This is a genomic window from Kribbella sp. NPDC031520 (genome assembly GCF_055580825.1).
The window spans coordinates 400,892-414,834 of sequence record NZ_JBVIKS010000003.1 but is presented as its reverse complement, the minus strand read 5'-3'; the positions used below and the strand labels follow the sequence as shown (position 1 = coordinate 414,834).

General features: G+C 69.8%; 13 protein-coding genes. 11 read left to right on the top strand and 2 right to left on the bottom strand.

Going from position 1 to position 13,943, the window contains the following annotated elements:
• Nucleotides 1–3: 3 nt before the first annotated feature.
• From ACZ5BU_RS17380 to ACZ5BU_RS17370, 3 genes are read left to right on the top strand one after another with little or no spacing between them, the layout of a single operon-like run.
• The gene (locus ACZ5BU_RS17380; protein ID WP_465699979.1) at nucleotides 4–552 is read left to right on the top strand and encodes a hypothetical protein; all 549 of its coding nucleotides are present in this window, start codon (nucleotides 4–6) and stop codon (nucleotides 550–552) included.
• A 37-nt stretch (nucleotides 553–589) separates the two neighbouring features.
• A complete protein-coding gene (locus ACZ5BU_RS17375) occupies nucleotides 590–1,012 on the top strand; it encodes a hypothetical protein (protein WP_465699977.1) in 423 nt (140 codons plus the stop codon).
• Between the two features lies 1 nt (nucleotide 1,013).
• Nucleotides 1,014–3,344, top strand: a complete 2,331-nt coding sequence (locus ACZ5BU_RS17370; protein ID WP_465699975.1) for a hypothetical protein — start codon at nucleotides 1,014–1,016, stop codon at nucleotides 3,342–3,344.
• 21 nt (nucleotides 3,345–3,365) lie between these two features.
• Here ACZ5BU_RS17370 and ACZ5BU_RS17365 read toward each other — a convergent pair whose 3' ends face one another.
• Nucleotides 3,366–3,842: an SCP2 sterol-binding domain-containing protein gene (locus ACZ5BU_RS17365; protein ID WP_465699973.1), complete on the bottom strand. Its 477-nt coding sequence runs from the start codon at nucleotides 3,840–3,842 to the stop codon at nucleotides 3,366–3,368.
• Nucleotides 3,843–3,907: 65 nt separating this feature from the next.
• Here ACZ5BU_RS17365 and ACZ5BU_RS17360 point away from each other — a divergent pair, with 65 nt between their 5' ends.
• From ACZ5BU_RS17360 to ACZ5BU_RS17335, 6 genes are all read left to right on the top strand, one after another.
• Nucleotides 3,908–4,534, top strand: coding sequence for a TetR/AcrR family transcriptional regulator (locus ACZ5BU_RS17360; protein ID WP_465699972.1), 627 nt, complete (start codon nucleotides 3,908–3,910; stop codon nucleotides 4,532–4,534).
• A 77-nt stretch (nucleotides 4,535–4,611) separates the two neighbouring features.
• A complete protein-coding gene (locus ACZ5BU_RS17355; protein WP_465699970.1) occupies nucleotides 4,612–5,955 on the top strand; it encodes a hypothetical protein in 1,344 nt (447 codons plus the stop codon).
• Nucleotides 5,956–6,064: 109 nt separating this feature from the next.
• The gene (locus ACZ5BU_RS17350; protein ID WP_465699968.1) at nucleotides 6,065–8,692 is read left to right on the top strand and encodes a phosphoenolpyruvate carboxylase; all 2,628 of its coding nucleotides are present in this window, start codon (nucleotides 6,065–6,067) and stop codon (nucleotides 8,690–8,692) included.
• On the top strand, nucleotides 8,689–9,498 hold the full coding sequence (locus tag ACZ5BU_RS17345) for a biotin--[acetyl-CoA-carboxylase] ligase (protein ID WP_465699967.1): 810 nt from the start codon (nucleotides 8,689–8,691) through the stop codon (nucleotides 9,496–9,498). The genes ACZ5BU_RS17350 and ACZ5BU_RS17345 overlap by 4 nt, the downstream gene beginning before the upstream one ends.
• A gap of 58 nt (nucleotides 9,499–9,556) precedes the next feature.
• Nucleotides 9,557–10,171: a PH domain-containing protein gene (locus ACZ5BU_RS17340; protein ID WP_465699965.1), complete on the top strand. Its 615-nt coding sequence runs from the start codon at nucleotides 9,557–9,559 to the stop codon at nucleotides 10,169–10,171.
• Between the two features lie 37 nt (nucleotides 10,172–10,208).
• Nucleotides 10,209–10,844 carry a DUF1345 domain-containing protein gene (locus ACZ5BU_RS17335; RefSeq protein WP_465699964.1) on the top strand — a complete coding sequence of 212 codons (636 nt, stop codon included), beginning with the start codon at nucleotides 10,209–10,211 and terminating at the stop codon, nucleotides 10,842–10,844.
• On the opposite strand, the gene ACZ5BU_RS17330 is transcribed toward ACZ5BU_RS17335, so the two are convergent.
• Nucleotides 10,841–12,052, bottom strand: coding sequence for a GNAT family N-acetyltransferase (locus ACZ5BU_RS17330; RefSeq protein ID WP_465699962.1), 1,212 nt, complete (start codon nucleotides 12,050–12,052; stop codon nucleotides 10,841–10,843). The genes ACZ5BU_RS17335 and ACZ5BU_RS17330 overlap by 4 nt on opposite strands.
• Nucleotides 12,053–12,128: 76 nt before the next feature.
• Here ACZ5BU_RS17330 and ACZ5BU_RS17325 point away from each other — a divergent pair, with 76 nt between their 5' ends.
• A complete protein-coding gene (locus ACZ5BU_RS17325; protein ID WP_465699961.1) occupies nucleotides 12,129–13,055 on the top strand; it encodes a hypothetical protein in 927 nt (308 codons plus the stop codon).
• A 3-nt stretch (nucleotides 13,056–13,058) separates the two neighbouring features.
• The gene (locus ACZ5BU_RS17320) at nucleotides 13,059–13,943 is read left to right on the top strand and encodes a hypothetical protein (RefSeq protein ID WP_465699959.1); all 885 of its coding nucleotides are present in this window, start codon (nucleotides 13,059–13,061) and stop codon (nucleotides 13,941–13,943) included.

Sequence of the window (13,943 nt, the reverse complement as noted above, 5' to 3'; positions counted from 1 at the left end):
CCAGTGGAGTACGCCGAGTTCGAAACCGAACGCCGCCGAATCATCCATTCCTGGGGCACCGATGTCACCGACGTGACGCAGTTGGCGGCCGCCGTCCGACGACTGCACGAACAAGCGGCAACCATCACCGACCCGGCCGACCAGGACCGGGTCACACAGCACCTGGCGGCCCTCGACGATCTGGTCGCCGAGGCAGCAGAGCCGGAGAGCGCGTCGGTGCGGGAGGCCTCCGACGTGCTGCTGCGGGCGTCCACTCCGGAGGGCACGCCCGGCGAGCGGCAGGCCCGCGCCGAGGCCGGCATGACTGAGATCGCTCGCATCGCCGCGGCCGCGCAGACCAACGGCGAGCGTGCGGCGGTGCTGGAGATGAACGAGACGCTGGCCGGCATTGTCGCCACCGGCGAGAGCAATCCGGCTGATGGCATCGAAACCGCCAGGTTCGTGGGGGATTCGGCACTGACTTCGCCAAGCCGGATCGGTGCGCCGAGCAGTACCCCGGTGTCGCGTCCGGCCGCCACCAGCAGCCCGAACACTCCTGTCCGCGACCGTTGACGGGCGGGTTCGACCGGCCGGATGCGATGATGATCGGATGAATTACGGGGAATTCGACGCCGAACGGCGCCGGATCGTGGGCGCCTGGGGAAACGAGCTCACCGATCCGGACGAGCTGGCCGCGGCCGTCGAACGACTCCGGACCCAGGCCGCGACCGTGCCGGAGGACGCCGACCGGGCCAAGGCGATCCGCTACCTGAGCCTCCTCGACGATCTCGTCCAGGAGGCCCGGACCCCGGAGAGCGTCACGGTACGAGAGGCATCCGACGTGATGATGCGCGCCTCGAGTCCGGAGGGCACGGCAGCCGAGCGCCGCGCTCGTGCACAGGCCGCGATCACGGAGATCGCGCGGATCGCGTCCGCCGCTCCGACGGTCGGCGAGCGGGACGCCGCGCTCGAGATGAACGAGACTCTGGCCGAGATCATCGCGGTGATCGACCTCGGGCCTGTGGCGGACTGAGATGGCCGAGCGGATCGCCCTCAGCGCGACCAGCCAGGTACCTGATCTCGACAACGGGCTGTGGGAGCGAGTCCGGGACGCGGTCGCGATCGAGTCCCGCTCGCGGACGTCGCTGTGGTCCGGGCAACTGGACTACACCAACGATCCTGAGTTCCGCGGCCTGGCGTACCCCGACGGCAGGGTGGAGCTCAACCAGAAGCTGGTTGTCGAGCCGCTGCAGCAGATGTTCGCCACCCGTGGACAGCCGGCGACGGAGGCCCAGTGGATCGAGCGACGAAACGCGCTCAAGACCGTCATCCACGAGTTCAACCATCTAGCCGGTCCCGCAGGGCACACCCACGCGCGGTGGCACGCCGACCTCGTGCCCATGGAGTACCGGCCGCTCGAGGAGGGTGTCACCGAGGCCTGGAGCCAGGCCCAGCTCGACGCGATCGCCGACCGCGTCCTGCCGCCCGACCTGGCCGCCCAGATCAAGGCAGTTCGGGCGCCGCACTCGTACCCGGCGTACGAGCCCGCGGCGCGCGCGTTCGCGAACCAGGTAGCCATCGAGGCCAACGCCGCCAACGTTCAGGCCTACATCACCGGCGACGAGGTACTCCGCCGGATGGCCAGCCAGCCACCACGGTCGAAGGGGCGCGCCGCCGCCGACACTCTCTTCGACAACTCGGACCTGCCCAAGCTGGTTCCCGCCGACCAGCAGGAGAGCGTTCGTCAGCAGCTCGCCGAGCAGATCGACCAGGACTTCGCCAAGCTCCAGTCGCTGAGCGAGAGCACGGCCCCCAACCTCCGCTCGCAGTCCCACGCCCGCGGCATGGATATCGCCGACGCCGCCACAGACACGGTCCGATCCACCGAGAAGCACTACCGCGACCTGCTGGCCCAGCAACAAACCCAGCAACTCCAACAGACCACCACGCGCGAACAACCAACGGTCCAGCCACAACAGCAGTACACCCAGCGCCAGTTCCCCAGGCTCGAACCCCAACAGCAGACGCGGCAGGTGCAGCCAAGCCCGCTGTCCCCCCAACAGCAGACACCGAGCCAACCTCAACAACAGCCGCAACAGCAGCCGCCACAGCACCAGGCACCAAGCCAACCTCAGCAGCAGCCGCCACAGCCGCCGCCGCAGCAGCCCGCGCCCGCTTACCCGCAACAGCAGCCGGCGCCGGCTTACCCGCAGGCCCAGCAGGCGCCCGCCTACCCGCAGGCCCAGCAGGCCCCAGGTCAACAAGCCCTGCCGCAGGGGTGGCAGCAGCCGCAGCAGGCACAGGCGCAGTGGCAACAGCAGCAGGCGCCTGGCCGGTTCCAGTCACAGACGCCGCAGGCTTCACATGGCCCGCAGTACTCACCTCAGCAGCAGGCGCCGGGGCAGTGGCAGCAACCCGGACAGCCTGTGCAGCAAGCACCCGGCCAGTTCCACCAGCCGCCGGGGTACCCGTCGCAACAGCAGCCGGGCCAGTGGCAACAGCCTGGCTGGCAGCAGCCTGGCTGGCAGCAGCCGGGGCAGTCGCAGCAGGCGCAGGCGCAACGGCCGGGCGGGCAGCAGCAGCAGGCTCAGAAGCGCCGGTGGTGGCATCGTAGGTCTCGGCAGCAAGCTCAGGCGCCACACCCCCAGTCGCAGCAGGCTGCGCCAGGGCAGTACCAGCAGCCAGGTCAGTACCAGCAGCAACCGCAACAGCAGGCGCAATGGCAACCGCAACAGCAGTACCGACCGCAACAGCAAGGGCCAGGCCAGTACCAGCAGCCGGGTCAGTACCAGCAGCAACCGCAACCGCAGTGGCGATCGCAACAGCAGTACCCATCGCAGCAGCAAGCGCCAGGTCGGTGGCAACAGGCTGGGCAGTATCAGCCGCAGGCTCAGCAGCAACCGCCGGGGCAGTGGTGGCCGCAACAGCCGGTGCAGCCGTACCCGCAACAACAGCAGCAGGTCCAGCCGCAGCAGTCGGCGCAGTACCAGTCGCAGCAGTCCGCGCCGTACCAACCGCAGCAGGCTGCGCCAGGGCAGTATCAGCCGCAGGCTCAGCAGCAGCCGCCTGCTCAGCAGCAGGGGCAGTGGTGGTCGCAGGGGCAAGCGGCTCAAGGGCCGGTGGCTCACGGGCAGCCGCAGCAGGGCTGGCCGCAAGGGCCGGCTGGCCAGGGGGGCGCCTCGGCTGGTGGGGGATTGCCCGCGGGGGAGCAGGATGTCGCGGCTTTGCGGGCGGTGCTTGATCATCAGGCGCCGGCTGCTGGGGCGACGCGGGCGGTGGCGGGGCAGACGGCTGCCGCACGACGCGGTGGGACTCATCAGGTGGGGCAGTCCGCGGCGCGCTCCACCGACGTACCAAGCCTGTGACGGCCTACAAACCAGAAGGTTTCAGACGGGGCCGACGGCGAAGAGCTTGGTGAGGCGGGCGGCCAGGGCGAGGTCGCCGCGGACGGTGAGGCGTTGTTTGAGGACGGCGAGGACCGGGTCCTCGTTGCCGGTCACGATGCGCAGGAGGGTGGTCGGGTCGGTCCGGATCGAGATGTCGGGGGGTGTGGCCCGCGGGGTGACGACCGAGCAGCGGCCGTCCTGGACGTGCAGCCAGTACTCGTCGATCGCCCGGCCGTCCCCGCCCGCGCCGGTGATCTGCCAGTTGATGACAGCATCGAACCCGGCGGCCCGGGCGGGTCGGAGGTACTCCGGCATCCGGCGAAAGATCTCGCGCAACGCGATCTCTCGTACTCCCCCGATGAGTCGATGCCGAAGCTCCCGCTCCGACGTCCGGTCGACCAGCCGAGCCAGCTCGCTCGCGTCCAAGGCGGCAACGCCCTCGGACTCGAGCCAACCGGCACTGCCTCGTTCGGTCATCGACCACCCCCGCGGCAGTTCCTACCAGACCGTAGGAATTTCCTATGGTGCGCTAGGTTTGTCAAGTGGTTGGGGACCCTGACAAGCGCCGGCGGGCGCCGCATCTCGGTCCGGAGCGGCGCCGCCCGCTGATCCTCGACGCCGCCCTCGAGGTGTTCTCCGCGCACGGATACGCCGGTACGACGATGCAGTCCGTCGCCGATGCCGCCGGTGTCACCAAGCCGGTCGTCTACGACTGCTTCGCGAACCGCGACGAGCTGCTGCTGGCTCTGCTTGCCCGCGAGGAGCAGCACCTGGTGATCACGATCGTCGCCGCGCTGCCCCCGGACCCGAGCGTCGGCACTCCCGCGGAGCACGTACTCGACGGCCTGACCGCGTTCCTCACCGCCGTCGCGAAGCAGCCGCACTCCTGGCGGATCGTGTTCGGCGCGCAGTACGGCGCTGCGCCCGTCGTCGCCGAACGCGTCCGCGGGGCCCGCGCGTTCCTGGTCGAGAGCCTGCGCCTGACGCTGATGAAGTCGCTCCCCGGCGTCACCGACCCGGACGCGAACCTCCCGGTCCTCGCCGAACTGCTCGCCTCGATGACCGAGGCCTGCGCCCGGATGCTCGTCACCGGCACCACCGACCGCACCCCCACAGAGCTGGCCCGCACCGTCTCCCAGGTCATCGCCGCCGGCTTCGGCAACGTCTGAGTTTGAACCTGCCGTCACGATAGGTTGCTCGACTCCGGCGGCCGCCCGGCCGCGCGTTGCCCCGGTCGAGGAGGATCATGCAGTCTGCGTCCCACGAACTGCTCGGAGACACCGATCCACGCGAGCACGGCCCCGGATGGCGGTACGTCATGGTTCCACTGAGCGCGCGCGGTACGAAGCTCCGCGCGCTGGTCGACCCGGACAGCCGGATCGCGCGGGCGAATCAGGAGGACGCCTACACGGTGAACCCGGACCGCGTCGGCCTTCGTGAGCCGTGGGAAGCCACCCGGGACGGCGGAATCGAGCACAACCCGATGCTGATCGACGAGAACCATCCGCCGGAGCACGCCGGGCTGATCGTCGCGATGCCGCCGGAACACCTCGGTCTGACCATCACCTCCGACGGCCCGATCACCGGTCACGACCTGATGGCGGAGGAACGCCGGATGGGCCGGCCGGTGTACCTGAACAGCACGTTCGGTGCCGGGGTGACGATCACCGGAGTGGTCGTTCCGCAGCAGCAGGACGGCGCGGGTCCGGTCAGCGCCTGGGACGCCGAGTGGCTGTCGGACCTCGCCGCCGAGCGTGGTCTTCCGGTGATCGAGACCGTCGGAGCCGACACCGCCGGCCTGCAGCAGATCCGGTCGGAGCCGGACGGCTGGTACGCGGAGGTTTCCGAGGGGCAAAGGCAGGAGGGTGGCCGGTTCCCGCTCCGGGCGGACGGACAGTTCCGCTCGATCGAGACGGAGTACGCCGAGGGCTTGCTGATGTACCCGCAGCAGGTCGGCAAGGCCCTCGAGGACCTGAGTACCGCGGGTGTCGCCGACGACGAGCTTCGCGCGCTGGCCGCAGGCTACGAGCGCGCCGTGGACCGTAACGAGACCCCGAGAGTCTCCACGCGTGTTGCGGAGAACGGGCAACTGGAGGCTGTCGAGTTGTCGGTCCGGGACCAGGACTGGGCGGAGGCCAGCTACGGGCGCTACGAGCAGGAGACGGTCGTGACGCCGCAGGGAGCTTTCACCCGGCGTGTCCAGGCAGATCGGTACGAACCGATCACCGAAGCGACCCACCCGGAGCGCACGCACGAGGTTGTGCAGGAGGCCAAGGCCCGGCATCCGCAGCTGGCCGGGCAGCTCGACGCGCTCTACGAGCAGGCCCGGACGCCGAACGCGATCCGCTGGGCGCACGACCACCGCATGGGTGGACGCATCCCGGACGGCTTCGTGCAGGAGGCGGACCGGTGGGCGGGGCAACCGATCGACTGGCAGATCGTCCAGCACCAGGCCGAGCGGGCCACGGCCGAGGGATGGGCGCAGATGGCACAGCAGATCGCGGCCTCGGGGATGCCGGTGACGATGGTGACGAACGAGGGAACGCGGCACTATCCGGCGGCCAAACCGGAGCGCGGTGGCCGGGAGTAGTGACGTAGTGTGCCGGCTACTGTGAAGTAGCTGAACGGTCGGTCACGATCGGCTTCCAGTGGGCGGACTCGGCAGCGTGGACGGGCGTCCGCCGATAGGGTGGGCGAACGTGACCGAGACCGGAAGTGAGACCCGTACCCGCGCGCGGTTCGAGGTGCCTGAAGAACTCAGGGCCGACGTCCGCCTGCTCGGCGAGATCCTCGGCAAGGTTCTGGTCGAGTACGCCGGTCAGCCGCTGCTCGACGACGTCGAGAAACTGCGCGAGCTGACGATCGCCGGCGACGGCGCGGCGGCCGAAGAGCTGGTCGCCTCGTGGCCGCACGAACGCGCCGAGGACGTGGCGAGGGCTTTCACCTGCTACTTCCACCTGACCAATCTCAGCGAGGAGCTGCACCGCGCCCGGGTGCTCCGGGAGCGTGACCGGGCCGGCAGCGAGGCGGTGGTGTCCGAGCTGGCCCAGGCCGTCGAGCAGATCGCCCGCGACTCCGGCGAGCAGCAGGCCCGCGCGCTGCTCAGCGGCCTGGAGTTCCGCCCGGTCCTGACCGCGCACCCGACCGAGGCGCGGCGCCGCGCGGTACTGGCGACGATCCGCCGGATCACCTCGCTGCTGGACGAGCGCCACGACCCCCGCGCCGGTGACAGCGACCTGGCCGAGAACCGGCGCCGCCTGGTCGAGCAGGTCGACGTGCTCTGGCGTACGTCGCAGCTCCGTACCAGTCGTCCCTCGCCGCTGGACGAGGTCCGGTCGGCGATGGCGGTGTTCGAGGAGACCCTGTTCACCGTCGTCGGCAACGTGTACCGCCGGCTTGACGACGCGCTCGCCGGTGACGCCGCCGGGACCCGTACGCCGATGGTCGCCCCCTTCGTCCACCTGGGCTCCTGGATCGGTGGTGACCGCGACGGCAACCCGAACGTCACCGCGGCGATCACCCGCGAGGCCATGCAGATCCAGGCCGACCATGTCCTCCGGGCGCTGGAGCAGGCCACCGAGAAGCTCGGCCGCGCGCTGACCCTGGACGCCGCGACCACCCCGCCGTCCGCCCCGGTACGGCGGATCCTGGAAGACGCCAGGGCCGTCAACCCGGAGCTGATCACCGACATCGAGACCCGTTCGCCGGCTGAGCCGCACCGGCAGCTCCTGCTGCTGGCTGCCCGCCGTCTGGCCGCTACGCGAGCCCGTGACGCCGACTTCGGATACCCGCGGGCCGCTGATTTCCTGCACGAGCTCAAGGTCCTGCAGGACTCGCTCGTGACCGCAGGCGCACCACGGCAGGCGTACGGCGAGCTGCAGCAGCTCATCTGGCAGGTGAACTCGTTCGGGTTCCACCTGGCCGAGCTGGAGATCCGCCAGCACTCCTCTGTCCACGCGAAGGCGCTGGAGGAGGTGCTCAGCGGCGGCGAGCTGTCCGACCAGACGGAGGAGGTGCTCGCGACCCTCCGGGTGATCGCCCAGATCCAGCAGCGCTTCGGCCCTGAGGCCTGCCGCCGGTACGTCGTCTCCTTCACGCGGAACGCCGGCGACCTGGCCGCCGTGTACGAGCTGGCCGACGCGGCGCTCGACGGGCGCCCGATCGAGCTGGACGTCGTACCGCTGTTCGAAACCGGTGAGGACCTGCAGAACTCGGTCGAGGTGCTCGACAACGCGATCCAGCTGACCCGGGTCCGGCACCGGCTGACCGCGAACGACCGGCGCTTCGAGGTCATGCTCGGCTACTCCGACTCCGCCAAGGACGTCGGCCCGGTGTCGGCGACGCTGGCGTTGTACGACGCCCAGGCGCGGATCACCGCGTGGGCGCAGCGGAACGCGATCCGGCTGACCCTGTTCCACGGCCGCGGTGGCGCGCTGGGTCGGGGCGGTGGCCCGGCCAACCGCGCCGTACTGGCGCAGGCTCCGGGGTCGGTCGGCGGGCGGTTCAAGCTGACCGAGCAGGGCGAGGCGATCCCGGCCCGGTACGGGAACGCGGCGATCGCGCAGCGGCACATCGAGCAGGTCACCGCGGCGACCCTGCTGGCGTCGACACCTGCGGTGGAGGAGCGGGCCGCGGCCGCGGCGCAGCGGTTCGCGGTCATGGAGAAGACCCTCGACGAGGCGGCGCGTACTGCGTACCACCGGCTCGTGAAGGCGGACGGCTTCGCGGAGTGGTTCAGTACCGTGACCCCGCTGGAGGAGCTCGGCCAGCTGCCGCTCGGCTCGCGGCCGGCGCGGCGTGGTGTCGCGGTGTCGTCGCTGGAGGACCTGCGTGCGATCCCGTGGGTGTTCGCATGGTCGCAGGCACGTGTGAACGCCCCTGGTTGGTACGGCCTCGGTACGGCGCTCGCGGCCGTCGGTGACGTCGACCTGCTGCGCGACGCGAACCAGCACTGGCCGCTGTTCCAGGTGATGCTGGAGAACGCGGAGATGTCGCTGGCGAAGACGGACCGGCGCATCCTCGGCCGCTACCTCGAGCTGGGCGACCGGCCCGAGCTCACGCGGCAGATGATGGACGAGCACGCGCTGACCACCGAGTGGGTGCTGAAGGTGCTCGACGAGGAACGGCTGCTGCAAGGGCGCCGCGTGCTGGGTCGTGCGGTCGAGCTGCGCAACCCGTACGTCGACGCGCTCAGCTACCTGCAGCTGCGGGCGTTGCGCACTCTGCGGACCGACGACTCCCTCGACGAGCAGCAGATCGTCCGTACGCGTCGCCTGCTGTTGCTGACCGTGTCCGGCGTTGCTGCAGGTCTGCAGAACACAGGATGAGTTTCAGCGACCTGGAACGGCCCCCGCTGGACGAGAAGTTCCTGCGGGGGCGGTTGGTGCGTCCTGGCTTGTTCTGGACGCAGATCGACGTTGTCGCCGAGACTCCGTCGACGAACGCTGTTGTGGCGGCTGCAGCCGCAGCTGGTCAGCCAGAGGGACTGGTGGTCGCTGCTGAGTACCAGTCGTCCGGCCGTGGCCGTCTGGGCCGCACGTGGACCACACCGCCCCGCTCTGCCTTACTCATGTCCGCCCTGCTGCGCCCAACAAGCGTTGACGCAGCACGGTGGCCGTGGCTGGGGCTGCTGGTCCCGTTGGCTGTCGCAGCCGCCGTACGGAACGTTGCTGAGGTCCCGGCCCAGGTGAAGTGGCCGAACGACGTACTGGTCGAGAACCGCAAGCTGGCCGGCATCCTCCTGGAACGTGTCGAGGGCCCGGCCGCCGTCGTCGGCATCGGCTTGAACGTCACCCTCCGCGAAGACGAGAAGCCGCACGAGGCCGCCACGTCCCTCGCGCTGGAAAACGCCGCCACCACAGACCGAGCCACGGTCATCGCCGCTGTACTCCGCGAACTCGCCTCCCGCTATCGGTCCTGGGTAGACACCGACGGGGACCCGTCCGTAGTACTCCCGGAGTACCGCGAACTGTCGGCGACGCTGGGCCAGGCCGTCCGCGTAGAACTCCCCGACGGCACCTTCCTGGAGGGAACCGCCCGCGACCTGGCGGACGACGGACGCCTGATCGTCGACACCGCCGACGGCCCGCGCCCGCTGGCCGCCGGTGACGTCACGCATCTGCGGACTGCCTGAGAACCACGGATCGTGTCGGGACGGGACAACCGAACCCGCGACCTGTGAGACTGGGGTCATGGCGATCTCGGCGAAGTTGTTGGGCGAGGACGAGTACGTCGTCGTCAGCACCCGCACGCACTGGAAGGCGCTGATCGGCCCGGTCTTCCTGTTGCTGGTGGTGGCGGGCCTGGGCGGCTTCCTGGCCGCGATCGTGCCGTCCGGATCACTGCAGACCCCGGCCCGGATCGCGATCCTCGCCGTCGGGGTGGTGGTCCTCGCGACGTTCGCGCTGAGGCCGTTCCTGGACTGGTTCTTCTCGACGTACACGATCACCAACCGGCGGCTGATCACCCGGCACGGCGTCCTCACCCGCACCGGCCGGGACATCCCGCTGATGCGGATCAACGACGTGTCCTACGAACACGGCCTGATCGACCGGATGCTCGGCTGCGGCACCCTGCACATCGAGTCCGCCGGCGAACGCGGCCAGGTCGTACTGCCCGACGTACCGCACGTCGAGCACGTCCACCTGCAGATGTCCGACCTGCTGTTCGGCGGACCCGACGGCAAGCCCGGCGACGGCATCCTCGAGGACGAGGCCCCGCCGGAACACATGCGCCGCCGCCCCCAGCCGCCGGAGCAGCCGCGGCCCGACGACGGCACGATCTTCAGCTCCGGCGACGACCGCTGAGCCGGGTCCGATGGCGAGCCCGTCCGATCCGTGGTGGGTGACCACTCGGTCGCGGGCGCGGCTGGCGGTGACGCTCGGCAGCGGGCTGGCCGTGGCCGTGGTGGCTGGGCTGACCGCCGGATGGAAGTACGCGCCGCTGGCCGGCTGGGACGTCGCGGCGCTGCTGTTCGTCGTCTGGATGTGGCTGACGATCCGGCGGATGGATGCGGCGCGGACCGCGGAGCACGCGACCCAGGAGGATCCGGGCCGGGCGCTCAGTGACCTGGTACTCCTGGTGGCAGCGGTCGCGAGCCTGGTCGCGGTCGGCACCTTGCTGATCCAGGCCTCCAGTGCCAACGGCGGCCAGCGCAACCTGCTGGCGGGCTACGCGATCGCCAGCATCGCGGTCTCGTGGTTCAGCGTCCACATGGTCTACGCGTTGCGGTACGCGCGGTTGTACTACGTGGACGAGGAAGGCGGCGTGAGCTTCCACATGGATGCCTCACCGGACTACCAGGACTTCGCGTACCTGTCGTTCACGATCGGCATGACCTTCCAGGTCTCCGACACCGACCTGCAGTCCTCCGAGATTCGGCACACCGCCCTGCGTCACGCCCTGCTGTCCTACCTCTTCGGCGCCGTCATCCTGGCCGGCACCGTCAACCTCGTCGCCGGCCTCAGCTCCGGCGGCTAGAACACCTCCAGACTCACCGGCGCGACCGGCCAGCCGAAGGCCGCGGTCGTGAGGCCGAGTGCGCCGGGCGTGTGCTCGGTGACTCGGCCGGTCGCGGCGAACTCCGTCAGGCCACGTCCGCCGAGGTACGCGCCGCCGAGTTCGGTCACGGACAGGCTCAGGTCAGGCGCATCGTCGGTGCGGTCGCACGTAACCGCCGAACCGTCGGCGGTCAACCGGAACCGTCCGGTGTTCGACTCGATGAGGTTGTCCGTCACGTCCAGCACGACGTCGAGCGGTGCGGCGTACCGGCGCTGCTCGAGAGCACGCGGTACGTCGGTCACGCGCAGCCACAGGGATTCGCCGAGCCGGCGCTCCAGGGCGGTCGGATAGGTGACGAGTTGCTGCAGCGGCTCGTCCACGGCGGCGTGCTCGTAGGTGAGCTTCGCGCTCAGGTCCATCGTCAGCAGGTGCTGCCACAGTGCCCTGTACGCCGGGAGCTCCGGCGCGACCAGCTCCTCGACGGACACCTCGTTGGCCGGGCCCGTCGGGCCCCAGGACAGCTTCCCACGCCAGAGCGCGTAGCCGTCGATGGTGCCGGTCTCGTCGCGGTGCACCAGGATCCGGCGCTCGGTCCGCCCGCCACGATTGTCCGGCTTGTCCTGCAGGCGCGCCTGCCAGCGCAGGTCGGACCGCCCGGACACGCCAGGTCGGCGCGCCTGCAGCCGGCGCAGGATCCCCGGCAGCTCCTTGAGCGCCTCGTCAGGAGTCAGTACGCCGAGCTCACCCGGACGGATCCGATCGTTGGGCGGACCAACGCGGTGCAGGTCGGCGCTGTACTCCACGCCCCACGCGGCCGTGGCGTACCCGAACCGGCCGTAGATCGCCGGTTCGCTCGCCCACAGGACCGCGATCGCCTCCGGCACCTCGCGCAGTTGCCGCCCGATCAGCTGGGACATCACGCCGCGCCGCCGATGCGTGGGCTGCACGCCGACACCGGTCACGTGCGCGGCGTCCACCACTCCGCCAGGCACCGACAACTCCCGCGTCAACGCCCTGGTCGTCCCGATGATCTGGTCACCGTCGGTCGCCACCAACGCCCGGTCGGGCTCGAACAGCTGCTGCCAGAGCTCGTCCGGCTTCGGGTCGAACATCATCGCCCCGCCGAACACAGCCTGCACCGCGCCGTACTCGCCGGCCTCCGCCGCCCGCACCTGGATCTCGGTCATTCCCGAATCTTCCTACGCCCCGCCGACAACCGCAGCCCATTTGCGACCATCAAGGCAGGTAAAGGGGGCGGTACCAATGCTCAAACCACTCGTAACAACATCGGCGGCCCTGCTCGCCGCAGCAGCTGTGCTGACGCCGGCCACGGCGTCCGCCACTTCGGCCACGTCCGCAGCCAGCTGCGGCCTGTCGGCTTCGTCGGTCACCGCGGCAGGTGATCACAACGCCGTGGGCATCGTGTCGACCGCGCCGCCCAAGGCGACGAAGAGCGTCCTGGGACGCGGTGCGTTCACACCCGGCCAGGTGAAGGTCATGGCCACGATGTCGATCCTGATCGACCAGGGCCCTGACGGCTCCGAGTACGACGTGTACGGCTACGTGATCATCGGCGACGCGCTCTACCAGGCGGTGTACAGCGCGCACGGCGACGGGATCGTCAACAACCCTCCGGCAGGGTTACGGCGGATCGGGGGCGGCTGGGGGAACTTCACGATGGTGGAGGAGGCCGAGTACCAGGGTCCGACCCAGGCCGGTATCTCCCGGTGGACCGTCTACGGCCTGCGTAGCGACGGCGTCCTCTTCCGGTGGAACGTCAGCAGCAAGGGCGTCTGGCGCAGTACCGGATCCGCGCCCGGGTTCAGCGCGGTCAAGTCAATGGCGCTTGTCAGCAAGTCCGCGACCTACGACACGTTCGTTGCGAACACCCGTGGCGGCGCGCTGTACACGATTCACATCCCGCTCACCACGCCGATGAAGCCGGTGGTGAAACAGGTCCGCAGCCGTACCTGGCAGGGATTCGAAACCCTGCTCACGCAGAAGTGCGGGGTCTACGGCACCATTCTGCTCGGCATCGACAAGGACACCGACACGGCCTACCTGTACGCCGTCGGTCGCTTCACGGGTACGGGCACCGTGATCCAAGGGCTGGGCAAGGTCCCCGCGACCTTCGCCGACAACGCCTACGCACGCCTGAAGGACCCCGGCGCCCCACTCACCGGGGAGTGACCAGTGTTCAAACCACTCGGAACACTCGCGGCCGCCGCGCTCGCCGCAACAGCTCTCGTGCCCGCGACGACGACACCCGCTCGAGCTACCGCGGCGGCGTCGTGTGGGATCGCCGTCGGATCCGTCACCGCCGGCGGTGACCACAAGCTGCTGTCCGTGTCGTCGACGCGACCGCCGACAACGAACTTCAACGGCTTCATCGCGCAGCACGTGTACCCGCCGGCCGCGCTGCGGATCACCGCGTCGCTGAGTCTCGGGGACGACGGGATCAGCATGTCCTTCGTCAGCGGCTACGGCGTTCTTGGGGATGCGCTGTACCTCACGCAGTACGCGGCGACCGACGGCGGCGCCGCGGACCGTCCGCCGAAGCGCATCGGCGGCGGCTGGGGGAGCTTCATCGCGCTCGAACAGACCGGGTACGCCGACACCGTCCAGCGCCGGAACAACGCCTACGGGCTACGCAACGACGGCACGCTGTTCCGGTGGAGCATCGACAGCAAGGGCGTGTGGCGGAGTCCGACGTCCGCACCAGGGTTCGCTGCGGTGAAGTCGATGGCACTGCTGCGTGCCACCAGGACCTACGACCTGTTCCTCGCGAACACCCGCGGCGGCGCGCTGTACACGATCCTCGTCCCGGCCACCGCGCCGCTCAAACCCGTGGTGAAGCTCGTCCGCGCCGCGACCTGGCAGGGCTTCGAGACGCTCATGGCGCAAACCTGCGGCCAGTACGGCTTCGTACTGCTCGGGATCGACAAGGACACCCAGGCCGGTTACCTGTACGCCGTCGGTGCGCCCAACGGAACGAGCACCGTGATCCAAGGCCTCGGCAAGGTGCCGGTCAAGTTCAGCGACCCGGTGTACTTCCACTGGGTCGCGACCGGCAACTGA

Coding starts and splice junctions, on each gene's coding strand:
- ACZ5BU_RS17330 (WP_465699962.1), bottom strand. CDS start 12,052: ATGACCGAGATCCAGGTGCGGGCGGCGGAGGCCGGCGAGTACGGCGCG.
- ACZ5BU_RS17325 (WP_465699961.1), top strand. CDS start 12,129: ATGCTCAAACCACTCGTAACAACATCGGCGGCCCTGCTCGCCGCAGCA.
- ACZ5BU_RS17355 (WP_465699970.1), top strand. CDS start 4,612: ATGCAGTCTGCGTCCCACGAACTGCTCGGAGACACCGATCCACGCGAG.
- ACZ5BU_RS17370 (WP_465699975.1), top strand. CDS start 1,014: ATGGCCGAGCGGATCGCCCTCAGCGCGACCAGCCAGGTACCTGATCTC.
- ACZ5BU_RS17375 (WP_465699977.1), top strand. CDS start 590: ATGAATTACGGGGAATTCGACGCCGAACGGCGCCGGATCGTGGGCGCC.
- ACZ5BU_RS17345 (WP_465699967.1), top strand. CDS start 8,689: ATGAGTTTCAGCGACCTGGAACGGCCCCCGCTGGACGAGAAGTTCCTG.
- ACZ5BU_RS17340 (WP_465699965.1), top strand. CDS start 9,557: ATGGCGATCTCGGCGAAGTTGTTGGGCGAGGACGAGTACGTCGTCGTC.
- ACZ5BU_RS17365 (WP_465699973.1), bottom strand. CDS start 3,842: ATGACCGAACGAGGCAGTGCCGGTTGGCTCGAGTCCGAGGGCGTTGCC.